The sequence below is a fragment of the Arthrobacter sp. Marseille-P9274 genome (genome assembly GCF_946892675.1).
In the GTDB taxonomy this organism is placed as follows: domain Bacteria; phylum Actinomycetota; class Actinomycetes; order Actinomycetales; family Micrococcaceae; genus Crystallibacter.
This window is the reverse complement of the sequence record NZ_CAMPOV010000005.1, coordinates 78013-95470: the sequence shown is the minus strand read 5'-3', so window position 1 is coordinate 95470 and position 17458 is coordinate 78013. Positions and strand designations below refer to the sequence as shown.

At 68.8% G+C, this 17458-nt stretch carries 20 protein-coding genes; 12 read left to right on the top strand and 8 right to left on the bottom strand.

Going from position 1 to position 17458, the window contains the following annotated elements; translation table 11 throughout:
* Positions 1 to 47 precede the first annotated feature (47 nt).
* Positions 48 to 284, bottom strand: coding sequence for a hypothetical protein (locus tag OC550_RS21510; protein ID WP_262107998.1), 237 nt, complete (start codon positions 282 to 284; stop codon positions 48 to 50).
* Between the two features lie 27 nt (positions 285 to 311).
* Positions 312 to 671, bottom strand: a complete 360-nt coding sequence (locus tag OC550_RS21505) for an iron chaperone (RefSeq protein ID WP_262107997.1) — start codon at positions 669 to 671, stop codon at positions 312 to 314.
* Between the two features lie 335 nt (positions 672 to 1006).
* On the opposite strand from OC550_RS21505, the gene OC550_RS21500 reads away from it, so the two are divergent.
* The gene (locus tag OC550_RS21500; protein ID WP_262107996.1) at positions 1007 to 1741 is read left to right on the top strand and encodes an alpha/beta fold hydrolase; all 735 of its coding nucleotides are present in this window, start codon (positions 1007 to 1009) and stop codon (positions 1739 to 1741) included.
* Positions 1742 to 1814: 73 nt separating this feature from the next.
* Here the strand turns inward: OC550_RS21500 and OC550_RS21495 are convergent, their stop codons facing one another.
* A complete protein-coding gene (locus tag OC550_RS21495; RefSeq protein WP_262107995.1) occupies positions 1815 to 2870 on the bottom strand; it encodes an LLM class flavin-dependent oxidoreductase in 1056 nt (351 codons plus the stop codon).
* 152 nt (positions 2871 to 3022) lie between these two features.
* Between OC550_RS21495 and OC550_RS21490 the strand changes: the two genes are divergently transcribed.
* Both OC550_RS21490 and OC550_RS21485 read left to right on the top strand, forming a co-directional pair.
* Positions 3023 to 4975 (top strand): acyl-CoA dehydrogenase family protein, encoded by a 1953-nt coding sequence (locus OC550_RS21490; RefSeq protein WP_262107994.1) that lies wholly within the window; start codon positions 3023 to 3025, stop codon positions 4973 to 4975.
* Positions 4976 to 5037: 62 nt separating this feature from the next.
* Entirely contained in the window at positions 5038 to 6141 is a 1104-nt protein-coding gene (locus OC550_RS21485; protein ID WP_262107993.1) for a GTP pyrophosphokinase family protein, read from the top strand.
* Positions 6142 to 6158: 17 nt separating this feature from the next.
* Here the strand turns inward: OC550_RS21485 and OC550_RS21480 are convergent, their stop codons facing one another.
* Entirely contained in the window at positions 6159 to 7181 is a 1023-nt protein-coding gene (locus OC550_RS21480) for a DMT family transporter (RefSeq protein WP_262107992.1), read from the bottom strand.
* A 108-nt stretch (positions 7182 to 7289) separates the two neighbouring features.
* Between OC550_RS21480 and OC550_RS21475 the strand changes: the two genes are divergently transcribed.
* Positions 7290 to 8063 carry a TipAS antibiotic-recognition domain-containing protein gene (locus tag OC550_RS21475; RefSeq protein WP_262107991.1) on the top strand — a complete coding sequence of 258 codons (774 nt, stop codon included), beginning with the start codon at positions 7290 to 7292 and terminating at the stop codon, positions 8061 to 8063.
* Between the two features lie 88 nt (positions 8064 to 8151).
* Here the strand turns inward: OC550_RS21475 and OC550_RS21470 are convergent, their stop codons facing one another.
* Together OC550_RS21470 and OC550_RS21465 are read right to left on the bottom strand one after the other, a co-directional pair.
* A complete protein-coding gene (locus tag OC550_RS21470) occupies positions 8152 to 8901 on the bottom strand; it encodes a gamma-glutamyl-gamma-aminobutyrate hydrolase family protein (protein ID WP_262107990.1) in 750 nt (249 codons plus the stop codon).
* Complete coding sequence (locus OC550_RS21465; RefSeq protein ID WP_262107989.1) at positions 8898 to 9962, bottom strand: glutathione S-transferase family protein; 1065 nt, start codon at positions 9960 to 9962, stop codon at positions 8898 to 8900. Before OC550_RS21465 ends, OC550_RS21470 begins: the two co-directional genes overlap by 4 nt.
* Before the next feature lie 172 nt (positions 9963 to 10134).
* Here OC550_RS21465 and OC550_RS21460 point away from each other — a divergent pair, with 172 nt between their 5' ends.
* Positions 10135 to 11505 (top strand): short-chain fatty acid transporter, encoded by a 1371-nt coding sequence (locus OC550_RS21460; RefSeq protein WP_262107988.1) that lies wholly within the window; start codon positions 10135 to 10137, stop codon positions 11503 to 11505.
* 91 nt (positions 11506 to 11596) lie between these two features.
* On the opposite strand, the gene OC550_RS21455 is transcribed toward OC550_RS21460, so the two are convergent.
* Together OC550_RS21455 and OC550_RS21450 are read right to left on the bottom strand one after the other, a co-directional pair.
* Positions 11597 to 12649 (bottom strand): iron-siderophore ABC transporter substrate-binding protein, encoded by a 1053-nt coding sequence (locus OC550_RS21455; protein WP_262107987.1) that lies wholly within the window; start codon positions 12647 to 12649, stop codon positions 11597 to 11599.
* Between the two features lie 118 nt (positions 12650 to 12767).
* A complete protein-coding gene (locus OC550_RS21450; protein WP_262107986.1) occupies positions 12768 to 12899 on the bottom strand; it encodes a hypothetical protein in 132 nt (43 codons plus the stop codon).
* Between the two features lie 146 nt (positions 12900 to 13045).
* Here OC550_RS21450 and OC550_RS21445 point away from each other — a divergent pair, with 146 nt between their 5' ends.
* The 7 genes from OC550_RS21445 to OC550_RS21415 all read left to right on the top strand — a co-directional run bounded on the left by OC550_RS21445 (position 13046) and on the right by OC550_RS21415 (position 17454).
* Entirely contained in the window at positions 13046 to 13546 is a 501-nt protein-coding gene (locus tag OC550_RS21445) for a methylated-DNA--[protein]-cysteine S-methyltransferase (RefSeq protein ID WP_262107985.1), read from the top strand.
* Between the two features lie 48 nt (positions 13547 to 13594).
* Positions 13595 to 14092, top strand: coding sequence for an RNA polymerase sigma factor (locus OC550_RS21440; RefSeq protein ID WP_262107984.1), 498 nt, complete (start codon positions 13595 to 13597; stop codon positions 14090 to 14092).
* Complete coding sequence (locus tag OC550_RS21435; protein ID WP_262107983.1) at positions 14089 to 14745, top strand: methylated-DNA--[protein]-cysteine S-methyltransferase; 657 nt, start codon at positions 14089 to 14091, stop codon at positions 14743 to 14745. The genes OC550_RS21440 and OC550_RS21435 overlap by 4 nt, the downstream gene beginning before the upstream one ends.
* A complete protein-coding gene (locus OC550_RS21430) occupies positions 14742 to 15419 on the top strand; it encodes an alpha-ketoglutarate-dependent dioxygenase AlkB (protein WP_262107982.1) in 678 nt (225 codons plus the stop codon). The genes OC550_RS21435 and OC550_RS21430 overlap by 4 nt, the downstream gene beginning before the upstream one ends.
* A 36-nt stretch (positions 15420 to 15455) precedes the next feature.
* A complete protein-coding gene (locus OC550_RS21425; protein WP_262107981.1) occupies positions 15456 to 16058 on the top strand; it encodes a DNA-3-methyladenine glycosylase I in 603 nt (200 codons plus the stop codon).
* Between the two features lie 148 nt (positions 16059 to 16206).
* On the top strand, positions 16207 to 16599 hold the full coding sequence (locus tag OC550_RS21420; RefSeq protein WP_262107980.1) for a universal stress protein: 393 nt from the start codon (positions 16207 to 16209) through the stop codon (positions 16597 to 16599).
* On the top strand, positions 16600 to 17454 hold the full coding sequence (locus OC550_RS21415; protein WP_262107979.1) for a DNA-3-methyladenine glycosylase: 855 nt from the start codon (positions 16600 to 16602) through the stop codon (positions 17452 to 17454).
* Positions 17455 to 17458: the final 4 nt, after the last annotated feature.

The window sequence follows — 17458 nt, the reverse complement described above, 5'->3', positions numbered from 1 at the left end:
CGCGCCTTGGCCGAACCGGAGGAGTCCGGCCACTGGTGCTGCGTTCCTCAAAGGATGTATACAAAGCACCGGCGCGGAGCTTTGTCGATCGTGCGGGTTTGCGCTTCTTCGTTCAGTTTGAGCGGCCTTCTGGCCCAACTATTGTTGCCCCCAAGCGGGCCAACGTGGCTAGTATCAAACAGAGGAAGTTTCCACAGGAACTCGCCGATCTTCTTCTCGCTCGGCGTTAGCCGCGGTCCGGCATCGGCATACCACTCCTGAAAGGTCGGTTCCGTATCTGCCACTACGGCGCCTCACCTTTCCCGTCGGACTCAAACCTTGTCTGAAGGCAGCTGCTGTAGCCGCCACGCGATTATCTCGCGGAGGAGTTCGGTCGGGAGCGGGGCATCATGGCGCAGTTGGATAGCGTGCTCGGTGGTTCCATATGCGGCCAGTTCTGTCGAGAAATGCGCGATCGCGTCTGAAGTCGGATAGAACCCGATGTGGCGCTTTGTTCCGGTGAAGAAGAACAACGGCTCGCTGCCGAGTTTGAAGGTCGGCATACGCCAACTGATCGATTCTGCCGCTTCATGAGGCACGGCCGACCGGATCAGTTCGTACACGGTCAGCAGCCGGTGCCGTACATCACCGTCGTACCCATCGATGTACTCGATGATCGAACTCGCTGTCATGGTGGTCCCCCTTTTCGCCGACGTCATGTGGAGCGACGGTCGCATCTTGAGCGATGGTGCAGGCCCGATCCTATTACAGCTGCACTCATGGATTGCCGCCGTCAAATATCACCGACCGATCAATAGCCGCTGCCATTCGTCGACCACATGGACCGGGCCGTCTTCCGGCCCGCCCGGGTCTATACCGCCGTCACCGGGTTCAGTCGGGCGATGCGACGCAACATGATGCCCCGAGACGGTGCGCGCAAACCACGTACCCGCGGGTAGCCGGGGCAGCGACAGCAGAGGGAGGCCGGTCAGGCTCGCAGCAGCCGAGGCCACGGCATAATCGGACTATGCGCGCGCCCATTGTCCTGCTGCACGGCTGGGCCTGCCCGGCGAGCTACTGGAACCCGGTCGCCGGGCTACTCCGCGAGGCCGGCCGCGAGGTGCTGAACCTCGACCTGCCCGGCTACGGAACGCCGCTCGAGGCCGGCTTTGAGTGGACGGTGGAGAACGTCGCGGCTGTGTTCGCGCTCGAGCTCTCCGGCCGCTCGCCGGTCCATTGGGTGGGCCATTCACTCGGCGGCAGTATCGCCGCCACCATCGCGGCGCGCTATCCGCGGACGACGGCGTCGCTCACCTTGGTGGGCATGGTGCCGGTGGCGCCGTCCGCGGCGGCGGAGGAAAAGCTGCGCCGGCTGTTCGGCGGACCGGGAGCGCCGGATGAAGATGCGGCCGAGGAGATGCTCGCGGCCTGGTTTCGCGGCGGCGAGGAGCCGCAGGGCGAGGACCGCGAGAGGTTCCTGGCCCCCTTCAGGCTGCCGCCCGCCGTCGTACGCCGAAGCATGGAGGCCGGGATTACCGGCGCCGCGCCGGACGTGCCGGACCTGGTCAGTGTGCGGACGCTCGTGGTGACGGGGACGCGGGACGGCACGCGTACTCCCGATGCGGTGAAGGAGTTCCTGCTCGGGCACTCCGCATGGTCGCACGAACTGATCATGGATGCCGGCCACATGGTGCATTGGGAGCGCCCGGAGGCCTGCGCCGATGCCTTGCTGAGGCACGTCGCCCGCGCCGAGGCCGGTTAGTCCCCGGGCAGCGGGATCACAGCGGGCCTGCGGCCGATGCCCGAGGGGACGGCGGGCTCAGTGAGCGGCAGGCTCAGGGACGGCGGGCGGCGTGGGTTTCCTTCTGCACGACGGGCATGATCTCGGTGGCGAGCAGTTCGATCGATTTGGCCGTCTCGGCGAAGGGCAGGCCGCCCAGCCCGACCTGCGCCATGTAGCGGTCGTGGCCGAAGATTTCGTACTGCACCATGAGCTTGTCGATGATTTCCTGCGGGCTTCCGGCGAGCAGGCCGCCGCCGGGTCCGGCCCAGGTTTCGAAGGTCTCGCGCGGGAAGTGCCCGGCGGGGCGGGGCATGTTCTGCTCGAAGTAGGCGCGGTAGTAGGGGTAGAAGGTGTCGCGCGCCTGCTGCGAGGTGGGGGCGGCGAAGAAGTGGCCGCCGGTGCCGATGGGCAGCTGCTGCGGGTCGTGCCCGTGGGCGGCGGCGGTCTGGCGGTAGTACTCCACATGCCGGGCGAAGTGCTGCGGGCCGGAGAGCAGCGCGATGTAAAGGGGGAGGCCGAGGCGCCCGGCACGCTCGAAGGAGGCAGGCGTGCCGCCGACACCGACCCAGACGGGCAGCCGCTCCTGAAGCGGGCGCGGGGCGATGTCCATGCCGTCGATGCTGTGGTGGAAGGTGCCGCGCCAGGTCAGCTGCTCCTGCTCCCGGGCGGCCAGCAGGAGCTGCAGCTTCTCCTCGAAGAGGCCGTCGTAGTCCGACAGCTCGTAGCCGAACAGCGGGTAGGACTCGGTGAAGGCGCCGCGGCCGGCGATGATCTCCGCGCGGCCGTCCGAGATGAGGTCCAGGGTGGCGAACTGTTCGAACAGGCGGACCGGATCCTGGGTGGAGAGGACCGTGACGGCGGTGGCCAGGCGGAGGTTCCTCGTCTCGCGGGCGATGGCGGCCAGGACGACCTCCGGGGCAGAGATGGCGAAGTCCTTGCGGTGGTGCTCCCCCAGCCCGATGAAGCCGATACCGGCCTGGTCCGCGAGCTTGGCGAGTTCGATCAGCTCCTTCAGCCGTTGGTGCGGGGAGAGCGCCTCGCCGGTGGTGAGGTTCCGGGTCAGCTCCCCGAAGGTAAAGATGCCGAAGTCCACTGATCTGCTCCTCATTGACGATGGTCGTCGAAGATTGCCGCTAATACTTGAAGCTTCATCAAATGCCGATTATTCCTCCCGAAAGGGGCTACCCGGGAGTAACATTGGATGACAGCTAAAAGGTTCTGCCGGACCTTGGCACGAACCTGGAGTCAAAGGGGACTGCCATGAGCACTGGAACCGATCGTCACGCGACCGCCGGCGGAGGGGCCAACGTCAGCGAGCGCGAAGCCCGGGAGGTGGCCGAACAGGCGCGCGAGTCCGAGTGGCGGCGGCCCAGCTTTGCCAAGAACCTGTACCTGGGCCGGTTCGATCTTGGGCTGATCCATCCGCATCCGGTGCCCACGCCCGACGCCGAGGCCGCGGGCGAATCCTTCCTGGTGCGGCTCGAGGAGTACGCGCGGACCATGGACGGTGCGCGGATTGAACGTGAGTCGCTGATTCCGGACGAGTATCTGGCGGAGCTGGCGCGGCTCGGCGCCTTCGGCATGAAGATCCCCGTGGAATACGGCGGCCTGGGGCTGTCCCTGCTGCACTACGGGCGGGCGCTGATGCTGCTCGGTTCGGTCCACCCCAGCCTGGGGGCGCTGCTCTCCGCGCACCAGTCGATCGGCGTGCCGGAGCCGGTCAAGGTCTTCGGCACCGAGGCGCAGAAGCGGCAGTTCCTTCCCCGTTGCGCGGGCGGCGCCGTTTCGGCGTTCCTGCTGACGGAGCCGGATGTCGGCTCGGACCCGGCGCGCCTCGGCACCACCGCGGTGCCGACGGACGACGGTGCGGCCTACCTGCTCAACGGAACCAAGCTCTGGACGACCAACGGCGTCATCGCCGAGCTCGCCGTGATCATGGCCAAGGTTCCGCCGCACAACGGCGGCCCGGGCGGCATCACGGCGTTTGTGGTGGAGGCCGATTCGGCCGGCATCACCGTGGAGAACCGCAACGCCTTCATGGGTTTGCGCGGGATCGAGAACGGACTGACCCGGTTCGATAACGTGCGGGTGCCGGCGGAGAACCGGCTCGGGAAGGAAGGCCAGGGCCTGAAGATCGCCCTGACTACGCTCAACACTGGCCGGCTCTCCATCCCGGCGCTCTGCGCCGCGTCCGGGAAATGGTCGCTGAAGATCGCGCGCGAGTGGTCCGGCGCCCGGGTGCAGTGGGGCCGGCCGATCGGCAAGCACGAGGCGGTCAGCCAGAAGCTCGCGTTCATCGCGGCGACGGCGTTCGCGCTGGAGGCGGTGTTCGAGCTGTCCGCGTCGATGGCTGATGTCGGGGCGCGGGACATCAGGATCGAGGCGGCCCTGGCCAAGCTCTGGTCGAGCGAGATGGCGTGCCGCATCGCCGACGAACTCGTCCAGCTGCGCGGCGGCCGCGGCTACGAGACGGCGGCCTCGCTGGCGGCGCGCGGCGAACGCGCGGTCCCGGCCGAGCAGCAGCTGCGCGACCTGCGGATCAACCGCATCTTCGAGGGCTCCAGTGAGATCATGCGCCTGCTGATCGCGAGGGAAGCCGTCGATGCCCACCTGGCCGCGGCCGGGGAACTGGCCTCCGCCGATGCCGACCTCGCGGCGAAGGCCAAGGCGGCGATGGGTGCGAGCGGCTTCTACGCACGCTGGCTGCCCGGCCTGTTCGCCGGCGAGGGCATGAACCCGACCGCCTACCGGGACTTCGGCGAGCTGGCCGGCCATCTCCGCTTTGTCGAACGCAGCAGCCGCAAGCTGGCCCGGCACACCTTCGCGGGCATGGGCCGCTGGCAGGCCAGGCTGGAGCACCACCAGGTCTTCCTCGGCCGGATCGTGGACATCGGCGCCGAGCTCTTCACCATGGCCGCCTGCTGCAGCCGCGCCCAGCTGCTGCTGTCCCAGCAGCCGGAGCGCGGCAAGGCGGCCTACGAGCTGGCGGACACGTTCTGCCTTCAGTCCCGCGAGCGGGTGCGGACGCTGTTCGCGGACCTGTGGCGCAACTCCGACGCGTCAGATAAGCGCCTGGCGGACCGGGTCCTCGGCGGGAACTACGCCTGGCTGGAAAGCGGCGTGCTCGACCCGTCCGAGGGCACCGGGCCGTGGATCGCGGAGCCGGCTGACGGTTCTCCCGCGAAGGAGGACCTGCACCGCCGCTACCGCTAGCCGCGCCCTCCCCGGCCGATACAGTGGACCCAGCCCCCGCCGTCGTCGTTAAGGAGTTCCGCATGGGCAGGCACTGGGACCGGCTCGATGATAGCCTGCGCCCGCAGGTCCAGGCCAGCACCGACGAGTTCGAGCGCGTGCGCCCGGAGCTCGAGAAGGTCACGCGGGAGATGCAGTCGACCATCCGGGACGTGTTCCGGGACGCGGAACCCGCGCCGCTGTTCGTCGCCGCCCGGACCAAGAGCCTCGAGTCCTTCCGCGACAAGGCGTCCCGGACCATGCTTGCGCAGGAGCCTGGCCACCCGCCGGTGCTCGAGTTCCCGGATCCGCTGCGGCAGCTGAACGACCTGGTCGGCGTGCGCGTGATCGTCAGCCTGCCGCACGAAATCCGCGAGGCCGCGCACCTGCTCAAGCGCCAGCGCAGCGAGTTCGACTGCCGCAGCGACCGGGAGAAGGACATCGGCTACATCGAGTCCGGCACCTACGGCTACTCCAGCCGGCACCTGATCATGCGGACCATCCAGAACGACGTCGTCAAGGAGTACCAGCGCGTGCTCGGCGAGCCGGCCAAGCCGAACGGCAGCTACATCTTCGAGGTCCAGATCCGGACGATCCTGGCGCACGCGTGGTCCGAGATCGAGCACGGCATCCGGTTCAAGGCGGCGGATCCGCGGGCCTGGAGCCCGTACTTCGACCGCCAGTTCATCGCGACGGCGGCGATGCTGGAATCCGTGGAGACCGTCTTCTCCGAACTGCACGAACGCTACGAGGCGGTGACCGGCTACTGGGACGAGGACGGCGAGGGGGACGCGCCGCTGACGCCCAACCGGATCCGGGAGGTGTGGCAGACGCTGCTGCCGCACGTGGACAGGAAGGCCGACGACGACTGGGGCTGGGCGGCCGAGCTGCTCGCCGCCCACGGGCTGCGCCGGACGATCGAGCTGGCGGGGCTGCTCGAGGCGGACGCGATCACCAAGGTCCGGCGGGCGCTGGAGCACCGCTACTCCCCCGGACCCGACCGGCTCCTGGACGACGTCCTGCTCTGGCGCTTCGGCAAGCGGCACATCGAGCTCACCGCCGGGGACGACAACCATCGGCGCGAGAGCCTGCTCCGGCGGCACCGGCAGATGGAGGCGTACCGGCAGGCCCACGAGGGCGACGGCTGAGGCGCGCCGCCCGGGGCTCAGTCCCTGCGGCGGTGAAGCCAGGCGCCGGGCTTGCCGGTGGCGACCAGCATGGCCACCGCCGTCAGGGCAATCCCGGCGAGGGTCAGCGGCCCCACCGTGCTCCCGGCCGAGGGCCAGGCGATGTCCAGCACGACAGAACCGACCAGCTGGCCGCAGATCACCGTGAGACTGGTCAGCAGGACGCCGGTGCTCGCAACGCTGATGGTTGCGCTCGCCAGGACCAGCGCCCCGAGCGGGCCGCCGATGTACAGCCACCATGGTCCGGTCACCAGCACCGCCCGGCCCGTCAGCACGGCCTGCGCCGCCCACAGGACCAGCAGCACGGCCGTCCCGGCGGCGAAGTTCAGGAACGTGGAGATGACCGGGCTGCCGTGCACGGTGCCGATCTGGCCGAGCATGCCCTGCTGCACGCTCTGCAGCAGCCCGGAGAACAGCGGGATCAGCATGAGCAGGACCAGCGGACCGCCGTCCGGCCCGTTGCCGCCGGGCCGCCCGTCGGCAGCGAAATGCGCGCTCGCCGCGACAACCGCGGCGGCGAAGGCCAGCACGGCCCCCGCCACCCGGGCACCGCTGACGCCGATCTTTCGGCCCGGCCCCAGCCCCATCCGGTCGACGGCGAGGCTCGAGACCATCTGGCCCGTGACGATCGCGATGGTGAACAGGGACAGTCCGATCGGACCGACCGTGGCGGCCTGGGCGAAAATATAGAACGCGCCGATCGTTCCGGCCACCAGCCACCAGCGCGGATACTCGCGGCGCTTCAGGACCGCCGGGACCGCGCGGAGCCTGGCCCGGGAGGCCGGCCGCAGCAGCGCGAAGGCCAGCACCGCGATCAGCCCGGTAGCAAAGCTCGCCAGCGCCGCGCCCAGCCGGTCCTGCAGCACGATGCCGAGCTCGCTGGTCACCCGGCTCTGCACCGCCAGCCCGGACCCGCCCAGGAGCGCCAGCCCCAACGCCAGCGGCGCCGGCAGCCGGATGCCTTCGCGCGCGGGATGGACTCGGGGACGCTCGGATCGCACGAGCCCAACGCTACCGTCGCCGCATCAAACCGACCACGCCAAGCCGCAATCCGCCGTCGTCAGCTCCCCCTTGACCTTGACGCGGCGTCAACCTCCATAGTGGAACCCATGACAACAGGACCGGAACGCCGGACCGCAGAATGGTCCATACAGGAGGTGGCCAGGGCGGCCGGCACCACCAGCCGGACGCTGCGGCACTACCAGGACGTCGGGCTGCTGGTGCCGAGCAGGATCGGGCACAACGGCTACCGCTATTACGACGGCGGATGCCTCCTTCGGCTGCAGCGGATCCTTCTGCTGCGCGGACTGGGGCTGGGGCTGCCCGGGATTGCCGCCGTGCTTGAAGGCAGCGCGGACACGACCGAGGCGCTGCGCGGGCACCTGGAGCTGCTGCTGCAGGAAAAGGAGCGCCTCGAGCGGCAGATCGAGTCCGTCCGGACCACCATCAGGAAGACAGAGAGGGGCGAGGAGCTCATGGCCGAGGAAATGTTCAAGGGGTTCGACCACACGCAGTACAAGGAGGAGGTCGAGGAGCGCTGGGGCAAGGACGCGTATGCCAGGGGCGACCGCTGGTGGCGCGGCCTGACCGAGGCGGAACGGTCGGCCTGGCAGGAGCGGAACCGGCGGCTGATGCAGGACTGGATCGCCGCGGCGGATTCGGGTGCGGCGCCGGACAGCGCGGAGGCGCAGGAGCTGGCGCGGCGGCAGTTCGACTGGCTGGCCGCGGCCAACGGCGGGCAGGACGTGTCCTACGGCTACTTCACCGGGCTCGGCGAGATGTACGTAGCGGACCCGCGCTTCGGCGCCAACTACGGCGGCGAAACCGGGGCCTCGTTCGTGCGCGACGCGATGCAGGTCTACGCGGACCGGCACCTGGCGTAGGCCGGGTCCTCAACGATTGGCCTGTAGTGGCAGTTTTGGCGGCCCAAAGCAGCCACTACAGGGCCAACAGATTCGGACAGGCGGCGGCTCAGCCGCGGACGGCTGCGACGTAGCGGCAGGCCTCGACAAACGGAGTCAGCAGCGCGGCAAGCTGGCCGTCCGGCGAGTCGGGCTCCTCGGGATGCCATTGCACCGCCAGCAGCCAGCCCTCGTCCGGACGCGCCAGTTCGACGGCCTCGACCACACCGTCCGAGGCCGTGGCGACCACGCGCAGCCGGTCGCCGAGCCGGCGGACGGCCTGGTGGTGCCCGGACTGCACGGTGATCTCGCCGACGCCGAGCGCGTCCGCCAGCAGCGAATCGGGCTGGACGGAGACGGCATGCCCGGTCATCGGCGGACGCTCCTCGTGGATCTTGTGCACGGAGTCCTGCCCGAGGTCCTCGATCAGCGAGCCGGCGAACGCGACGTTGATCAGCTGCAGCCCGCGGCAGATCCCGAGCACCGGCCGGCCGTTCTCCACCGCCCCGATGACCAGGTCGATCTCGGTCTCGTCCGCGGTGGTGTCCACGGCGTGCACCGTCGGCTCCCCGGTGTTGCCGCCGTAGCGCGTCGGGTCCACGTCCCCGCCGCCCAGGATGAGCACGCCGTCGTAATCCACGGCGCTGAAGACGTGGCCGGAGGCGGAATTAATAACGACGGCGTCAGCGCCGGCTGCCTCAAGCCCCGCCACGGCATTCCGGGCGAGTCCGGCGAGCTCTTCGGAGAACCAGGCCGAGTGGGACGGCGCGTCCTGGGCGTAGCTGACCGCGATCCGCGGCCGGTCTGTTCCGTTGTTCATGCCGGATACAGCGGGTTGTGGCCGGCGGCGACCCGCTCGTCCTCGCGGACCGGCCCGGGGGCTACTCCGTCGCCGAACGGGCTGCCGCCGAGGCTCTCCCGGCCGTGGTCGCTGAGCCAGTTGGACAGGGCCGGCCCCTGCGGGATGATCTGGGTCGGATTGATGTCCTCGTGCACCACGTAATAGTGGGCCTTGATCTGCTCGAAGTCGATCGTGTCCCCGAAGCCGGGCGTCTGGAACAGGTCCCGTGCGTAGCCCCAGAGCGCGGGCATCTCGGTGAGCTTGTTCCGGTTGCACTTGAAGTGGCCGTGGTAGACGGGATCGAATCGGGCCAGCGTGGTGAACAGGCGGACATCGGCCTCGGTGATGGTGTCGCCCATCAGGTAGCGGCGGGTGCTCAGCCGCTCCTCCAGCCAGTCCATCGCGGTCCAGAGCCGGTCGTAGGCCTTGTCATACGCTTCCTGCGAACCTGCGAAGCCGCACCGGTAGACGCCGTTGTTGACCTCGGTGAAGACCCGCTTGTTGACTACCGCCATCTCCTCGCGCAGATGCTCCGGGTAGAGGTCCGGGGCGCCCTCGCGGTGATACTCGGTCCACTCCGTGGAGAAGTCCAGCGTGATCTGCGGGTAGTTGTTGGTGACGACGGCGCCCGAAGCCACCTCAACGATCGCCGGCACGGTGATGCCGCGCGGGTAGTTGGGGAAGCGCTTGAAGTACGCCTCCTGCAGACGCTCGATGCCGAGCACCGGGTCCTTGCCGCCGTCGTCAAGGTCGAAGGTCCAACTGCGCACGTCATGCGTCGGACCGGGCATGCCGATGGAGATGACGTCTTCGAGCCCGAGCAGCCGGCGCACGATGATGGTGCGGTTGGCCCAGGGGCAGGCACGCGCCGCGACCAGCCGGTAGCGGCCAGGTTCCACCGGCCAGCGGCCCTCGTTCGGGTTGTCCCCGCCGCGAAGGATCCGGTCCTCGATGTAATGGGTGTCCCGGTTGAACTCCTCGCCCGTATGCACGTAGGCGCCCTTGGTGCTGAATTCGGTGGAAGCTTGGCTTTGGCTCATGGCTTCAGCCTAGCGCCCGCCGGGGACAGTCCGCCGGGATGGCCGCGTTCCTGCCACGCCCGGCGCCGCAGGTGGCGGAAAGTGTGATGTGGATCGCTAGAGTGGGGGCGTTGGGGTCCCCGTCCGCGCCGCCGGCCCAGCCGGCACCACTCGTACCTGAAGGAGATTCTGCATGTCCACGGTGAACCAGCAGGGCCGCCGCAATCCGGTCTCGGCCATGATGCGGCCCGTCAACAGTCTGGTGGAACGTTTTATCCCCAGCGCCCTCGTGTTCGGCATCGTCCTGACCCTGATCGTCGCCTTCCTCGCGCTGGCCCTGACCGACGCCGGTCCGGTGGAGGTGGTGAAGGGCTGGGGCGACGGGCTCTCCGGGCTGCTGGCCTTTATGACCCAGATGGCGCTGGTCCTGCTGCTGGGGCACACGCTGGCCAACACCCGCCCGGTCCGGAGGCTGCTGGCCTTCCTCGGCGGGCTGCCGCGCGGCCCGGTGCAGGCCTACGTCTTCGTATTCGTGGTGGCGGCAGTGGCTTCGCTGATCACCTGGGGCCTCGGGCTGGTGGTCGGCGCGCTGCTCGCGAAGGAGGTGGCGGCGCAGCTGCGGGCCAAGGGCGTTCGGCTGCACTTCCCCATGCTGGTGGCCGCAGGCTTCTCGGGTTTCGTGGTCTGGCACATGGGCTACTCCGGCTCCGGGCCGCTGACCGCCGCCACCGACGGTTCCTTCATCGCCGAGCAGCTGGGCCGCACCGTGCCGATCAGCGAGACCACCTTCTCCCTCTGGAACATCCTGGCCGCGCTCGCCACGGTCATCGTCGTCGGCTTGGCCCTGGCCGCCGTGGCTCCCCGCGGCGACGACAAAATCATTGAACTCGAAATCGATGCCCGGGACACCGGCGTCGACATTGACGAAGACGTGGTGACCCCGGCGGACCGCCTGGATGCGAGCCGGATACTGACCGCCGTCGTCGGACTGGCCCTGGTCGCCTACCTCACGATCCACTTCGCGCAGGGCGGCTCGCTGACGCTGGACATTGTGAACTGGTCCTTCCTGGCGCTGATCTTCCTGCTGGTCCGCAACCCGTTCGAGCTGATGGCGCTGGTCAAGAACGCCGCTTCCAACGTCGGAGACATCCTGCTGCAGTTTCCGCTCTACGCCGGCATCCTCGGGATCATGACCGCGTCCGGCCTCATCACGGTGTTCTCGGACCTGTTCGTCAGCATTTCCACGCCGCAGACCTTCGGCGTGCTGGCGCTGCTCTCGGCCGGCCTGGTCAACTTCTTCGTGCCCTCCGGCGGCGGCCAGTTCGCCGTGCAGGCGCCGATCATGCTCGATGCGGCCGAGCGGCTCGGCGTGGATCCGTCCGTGCCGATCATGGCGGTGTCCTACGGCGACCAATGGACCAACATGGTCCAGCCATTCTGGGCGCTGCCGCTGCTGGCCATCGCCGGGCTCAAAATGCGCGACATCCTCGGCTACACTACGGTCACGCTCATTGCCTCCGGGCTGGTTTTTGCCGTCACCCTGCTGATCGTCGGGGCGGGGTAGCCAGGCCGTTTCCTCGGGCCCTGGCCGCTGATGCCGCAAGGGCGTTCCGCCCACCGGGTGGCACGCGGAACGCCCTCGGCGCAAAAACGGGCTAGCTCTTGTCGGCGGCGTCCGCGCCTTCGGCCAGCATCGGCAGGAAGGTGTCCAAAGCCCAGGGCAGGCTCAGCGGCGACGCCGCGGAGATGGACAGCGTCAGCGTGTTGTCGGAGTCCGCCACCAGCGCGCCCTTTTCGACGGCGGGAATCTGGCCGAGCAGCGGGTCATCCAGTACCTGCTGCTTGGTTTTGGCATCCGGAACCCAGGTCACGAAAACGTCGGACTCCAGCTCGTTGGCCTTCTCCTCGGACCACGGCAGGAAGAATTCCTCGGAGTCGCCGGTGGCCTCGGTGACCACATCGGCCTGCTTCATGCCGATGCTGCTCAGGAACTTCGGCCGGTTGTCGTTGGCGGTGTAGACATTCACGGCATCGCTGGCCGCGGGGTCGAGGTTGCCGTAGATGAAGGTCTTGCCGGCCAGCTGCGGGTACTCCGCGGCCTTCTCGTCGATCGTGGCCTCGGTTGTGGCGATCAGCTCCTCGGCCTCGGCGCTCTTCCCCAAGGCCTTGCCGATCATCTCGGTCGAGGTCTGCCAGTCCGTGCCGTAGGCGGTCTCCGGGTACGCGACAACGGGCGCGATCTTGGAGAGCGTGTCGTAGTCCTCCTGGGTCAGGCCCGAGTAGGCGGCCAGAATGACGTCCGGCTCCAGCGCGGCGATCTCGTCAAACGCGATGCCGTCCGTCTCGGAGTACTGCTTCGGCGCCTTATCCGAGCCGGCGCCCGCACCCAGTTCCTCGAGCTTGGCGTCCTTCCACGGGGTGGAGCCGTTCTCGTTGCCGCCCCACTCCACCTTCGGCATCCCCACGGGAACGACGCCGAGGGCCAGGGAGACGTCGTCGTTCACCCAGGAGACGGTCGCCACGCGCTGGGGCTGTTCGTCAATGACCGTTTCGCCATAGGCATGCTCGATCGTGACGGGGAAGGCAGCGTCGGATGCGGCTGCCGTCCCGCCTTCCGACGCTCCGCCCGCGGGTCCGGTGGAGCAGGCAGTGAGGGACAGCAGGACGGCGGCGGCCGCAGCAGCTGCGCGCAATCGGGAAAGGGCCAACGGTGGCCTCCTTGACTCAAGTGACGGGAACAAAGTAAGGGTAGCCTACACTCAGCCTCATTAGGGAAACGTTTTGTTGCGTATTAGGTCGAGTGAACCTGACCGACCGGGGAATGCCTCAGTCCGCGCCGATTGCCGCGGCATCCGCCGGCACGACTTGCGGGTCCGCCGGCGCCTCGGCCCGCCGGAAGATCAGCAGGCCCGCGGCGACAATGCAGCAGCCGGCGGCCACAAAGAACGGGGCACTCATGCTTCCCAGCCAGGTGGCAACATGTGCAACCAGGATGTGCTAAGCAAGTCCGATGCCCCCAAAGCCTCACGACCGGCCCGCCGGCGTCGTTGTACTGGGAGAGAATGGGACAAGCCCGCGAGCATGGATCAGGGAGCATCAGGACAATGAGCCGCACGTACACCACCATGGACACGCCGGTCGGCGAGCTGACCATGGTCGCCGAGGACGGCGCGCTGACGGCCCTCTATTTCCCCTCACACAAGCGGCTGCCGGACCCTTCGGAGTTCGGCGAGCGGACCGACCGGGGCTTCGAGGAGGCGAAGGCCCAGCTCACCGAGTACTTCGCCGGCGAGCGCCGGGAGTTCTCCCTTCCGCTGGCGCCGAAGGGCGATGCCTTCCAGCAGAAGGTCTGGGCGCTGCTGTGCGCCATCCCGTACGGACAGACACGCTCCTATGGCCAGCTGGCCGCCGAGCTCGGGGATCCGCATTTGGCGCAGGCCGTCGGCAGGGCGAATGGGCGGAACCCGCTGTCCATCGTGGTGCCCTGTCACCGGGTGGTCGGCGCGGACGGGTCGCTCACCGGTTATGCGGGCGGGCTGGAGCGCAAGCGCTTCCTGCTGGAGCTGGAGGAGTCGGACGAGGCCAAGGCCGCGAAACTTTTCTGATTGAGTCACTCACGCAACCGCGCCGAAGAGCGTCTACAGGATGTGCAGATGAAACCGTTCGAGCAGCTGGTCATTGACCACGGCGCCATGGTGCTGCGCGTCTGCCGGCTCATGGTCGGACCCGGCGCGGACGCCGACGATGCCTGGTCGGAAACCTTCCTGTCCGCCCTGAAGGCCTACCCCCTCCTGCCCGCCGACGCCAACCACGAAGCCTGGCTGGTGACAATCGCCCGGCGCAAAGCCATCGACTTGCTCCGCAAGCGGTCCAGGACTCCGATTCCCGCGGAACACCTGCCGGAGCGGCCGTCCACGCTGGGCATCCCGGGAAACAACGACGACGAACTGCGCCAGGCCGTCGCGGCACTGCCCCTGCGCCAGCGCGAGGCCGTGGCACTTCACTACCTCGCCGGCCTGCCCTATGCCGAGGCAGCGGCATTGACCGGTTCCTCTGCCGATGCGGTCCGGCGGGCGGCGTCGGACGGCATCGCCAAGCTGCGGGCCCGTTACGGCGCGCTTGAGAACTCCACGGAAGGAGCCCTGCGATGACTTCCCACTCCACCCCCGCCCTGCTGCCCGCCCGAGCGGACCGGACCGGGCCGGCGTTGCCGGAACCGCTGGACCGGCTGAGCATTTTTGAGGCCGCACTACTGGAGCAACTACACGGCAGGCTGGAGTCCGCCGCCCTCGAGTCCGACCTGCTCGATGTCGCCTACACAACGGTCGACACTCCGCTCGGCCCCCTGCTGCTGGCGGCGACACGGCAGGGCCTGGTCCGCGTCGCCTTCGCGAACGAGGACCACGACGTGGTCCTGGCAGCGCTGGCCGCTGTCGTGAGCCCGCGGATCCTGCGCGCCCCGGAGCGCCTGGCAGAGGTAACCCGCCAACTGGAGGAATACTTCGCGGGGCGCCGGCACGCGTTCGACCTGTCACTGGACCGGCGGCTGTCCAGGGGCTTCCGGCTCAGCGTGCACCAGCACCTGCCCCTGATCCCGTACGGCCGCACCGAGAGCTATGCGCAGGTGGCGGCGGCGGTCGGAAACCCGAAGGCGGTGCGGGCCGTCGGCAGCGCCTGCGCCACCAACCCGCTGCCCGTCATCGTCCCCTGCCACCGTGTCCTGCGCTCGGACGGCTCCGCGGGCGGCTACCTCGGCGGCCCGCAGGCCAAGACCTGGCTGCTCAACCTTGAGGCCGCCGCGTGAACGCGCTCTTCGAAGCCGGACGCGGCGAACCGCGCGAGGTGTCCCCCGGCGCCGTGCATATCCCCGGCTGGCTCAGCCTTGACCAGCAACGCGCGCTGGTGGAAGCGTGCCGTGAGTTCGGCCGGGGTCCGGTACCGTACCGCGCCGCGAAGCTGCCCGGCGGCCACGAGATGAGCGTGCGGACCCTCTGCCTGGGCTGGCACTGGGCTCCCTATAAATACACCCGGACCGCCGAGGACGTGAACGGGGCGCACGTGCTCGGCTTTCCACCGTGGCTAGCGGACTGGGGACGCCGGGCCCTGGCGGATGCCTACGGAGATCCGCAGGAGGGCGACTATGAGCCCGGCACCTATGAGCCCGACACCGCGCTGATCAACTTCTACGAGGACACGGCAAAGATGGGCATGCACCAGGACAAGGACGAGCGGGCCGGCTTCCCCGTCGTCTCGCTCAGCGTCGGAGATGACTGCCTGTTCCGGTTCGGCAACACGGAGACCCGGACCCAGCCGTACACGGACATCCGGCTGCGGTCCGGAGACCTCTTCGTCTTCGGTGGCCCCGCACGGTTCGCGTACCACGGCGTGCCCCGCATTTACCCCGGCACCGCGGATCCGGAATGCGGGCTCACCGGCGGCCGGCTCAACCTGACCATGCGTGTGACAGGGCTGTCCTGACAGGCCAGAGATCCAAGATCAAGGAGAATCAAGGACATGGAGAAGACGGTTTCCGGCGTTGTGCTCGGTGAGGACGGCCTTGCGCGGCCGGCCTGGGCTGCAACCGACCCGCTGATGCGCGAGTACTACGACACGGAGTGGGGCGTGCCGGTGCGCGGCGAGCAGGCGGTCTTCGAGCGGATCAGCCTCGAGGGGTTTCAGGCCGGCCTGTCCTGGGCGACCATCCTGCGCAAGCGCCCGGCCTTCCGCGCCGCCTTTCACGACTTCCAGGTGGACAAGGTCGCGGCCTTCACGGAGAAAGATGTCGAACGGCTGCTGCAGGACGCCTCCATCGTCCGCAACCGGGCCAAGATCAGCGCCGTCATCACAAACGCAAACGCCGCCATCGCCCTGCGTGCCGACGGCGGCCTGAGCGACTTCGTCTGGTCCTTCCAGCCTCCCGTGACTCCAGTTCCACGGCATATCGGCGAAGTCCCGACGACATCCGAGGAATCCGTCGCCCTGTCCAAGGCCCTGCGCAAACGCGGATTCGCCTTTGTCGGGCCGACGACGATGTTCGCCCTGATGGAGGCGATCGGCATGATCGACACCCATCTGGTCGACAGCCACCGCCGCGGCAGTTCGGGCCTCTGGACCTGACCTGTCACAAAGGAGCAGCCGTGCCGTCCGGCGATGGTGAAGCGTGCCACAATGAGTGGCAGATGCGCCGGGAACGGACCCGGCCTTCTCCGGCACGGCAAAGAGGCCGTCCCGGTGACGCTGAACGTTCCGCCGTTAAGGAGAAGACGTGACCATTCTCGTTGCCTACGCCCCGCGCCCGGAAGGCCGCGCCGCCCTCGCCAAGGGCATCCAGATGGCCACCACCCAGAACGAGAAGCTCCTGGTCGTCAATGCCAGCACAGGCGGGCCGCACAAGGACCCGGCCCTGGCCGACAGCCATGACACTGACTGGGTCAAGCGCGAACTGAATAACTCGGGCCTGGATGCCGAGTTCAGGCAACTGGTCCGCGGGAAGGACGCCGTGGAGGAGATCCAGGACCTGACCGAAAGCCTGCCCGCCTCCCTGCTGATCATCGGCCTGCGCAAGCGCTCACCGGTGGGCAAGCTGATCATGGGCAGCACGGCCCAGCAGATCCTGCTGACCGTGGACTGCCCGGTGCTGGCCGTCAAAGCCCGCTAGGTGCACCTGCGGCTCCAGCTGACGGCCCCGTTCGACGGGCCTGCCCTGCTGGCTGCGCTCGCCGCGCACGCCGTTCCCGGGCTCGAGTCGGTAGACACCGCCGGGGGCACCTGCACCCGACTGTTCGCCTCGCCCGCCGGGCCCGTCCTCGGCACCGTGTCCCTCGGACCGGCCGGCACGCACCTTGAGCTGGAGACCCGGGACAGTGCAGCCGCCTCCGCTGTCACCGCTGCCGTGCGCCGGTGGCTTGATCTGGACCTCGATCCAGCAGCGGTGGCCGCGGTTCTGGGAGCGGATCCGCGGGTCGGCCCGCTGGTGACAGCCCGCCCGGGACTCCGCATCCCGGGCTACGTGGACGGCTTCGAAGGGGCGGTCTGCACGGTGCTGGGCCAACAGGTGTCGCTCGCCGCCGCCCGCACCTTCGCCGGGCGACTGGTTGCCGCCTTCGGCACCGGCCATCCCTCCGGCCTTCACGCCTTCCCCTCGCCGGAGGGCCTTGCTGCCGCGGGACCCGACGCCGTCCGGGCCGCGGTCGGCCTGACCGGTTCCCGCGCCCGGACCGTTCATGCCCTGGCCGAAGCCTGCGCCGCGGGCCTGGACATCTCGCCGGAAGGCGAGCACCGCCTGGTCCGGCGCGAGCTGCTAAAGCTCCCGGGCGTTGGCCCGTGGACGGCCGACTACCTCGCCATGCGCGCCCTGCATGACCGCAATGCCTTCCCCGAGGGCGACCTGGTGCTCCGGCGGGCCCTCGGGCTGGAGTCAGTCAAGGAAGTCAGGGCCCACGGCTCGGCCTGGTCACCGCTGCGCGCCTACGCCGTCTTCCATCTCTGGACGGCGCACGCCTACCTTCCATGACCGG

Excerpts from the sequence above, each read along its gene's own strand:
- OC550_RS21425 (WP_262107981.1), top strand. The coding sequence starts at position 15,456 with ATGGAGAAGACGGTTTCCGGCGTTGTGCTCGGTGAGGACGGCCTTGCG.
- OC550_RS21490 (WP_262107994.1), top strand. The coding sequence starts at position 3,023 with ATGAGCACTGGAACCGATCGTCACGCGACCGCCGGCGGAGGGGCCAAC.
- OC550_RS21470 (WP_262107990.1), bottom strand. The coding sequence starts at position 8,901 with ATGAACAACGGAACAGACCGGCCGCGGATCGCGGTCAGCTACGCCCAG.
- OC550_RS21465 (WP_262107989.1), bottom strand. The coding sequence starts at position 9,962 with ATGAGCCAAAGCCAAGCTTCCACCGAATTCAGCACCAAGGGCGCCTAC.
- OC550_RS21500 (WP_262107996.1), top strand. The coding sequence starts at position 1,007 with ATGCGCGCGCCCATTGTCCTGCTGCACGGCTGGGCCTGCCCGGCGAGC.
- OC550_RS21505 (WP_262107997.1), bottom strand. The coding sequence starts at position 671 with ATGACAGCGAGTTCGATCATCGAGTACATCGATGGGTACGACGGTGAT.
- OC550_RS21440 (WP_262107984.1), top strand. The coding sequence starts at position 13,595 with ATGAAACCGTTCGAGCAGCTGGTCATTGACCACGGCGCCATGGTGCTG.
- OC550_RS21445 (WP_262107985.1), top strand. The coding sequence starts at position 13,046 with ATGAGCCGCACGTACACCACCATGGACACGCCGGTCGGCGAGCTGACC.
- OC550_RS21450 (WP_262107986.1), bottom strand. The coding sequence starts at position 12,899 with ATGAGTGCCCCGTTCTTTGTGGCCGCCGGCTGCTGCATTGTCGCCGCG.
- OC550_RS21485 (WP_262107993.1), top strand. The coding sequence starts at position 5,038 with ATGGGCAGGCACTGGGACCGGCTCGATGATAGCCTGCGCCCGCAGGTC.
- OC550_RS21475 (WP_262107991.1), top strand. The coding sequence starts at position 7,290 with ATGACAACAGGACCGGAACGCCGGACCGCAGAATGGTCCATACAGGAG.
- OC550_RS21460 (WP_262107988.1), top strand. The coding sequence starts at position 10,135 with ATGTCCACGGTGAACCAGCAGGGCCGCCGCAATCCGGTCTCGGCCATG.
- OC550_RS21495 (WP_262107995.1), bottom strand. The coding sequence starts at position 2,870 with ATGAGGAGCAGATCAGTGGACTTCGGCATCTTTACCTTCGGGGAGCTG.
- OC550_RS21435 (WP_262107983.1), top strand. The coding sequence starts at position 14,089 with ATGACTTCCCACTCCACCCCCGCCCTGCTGCCCGCCCGAGCGGACCGG.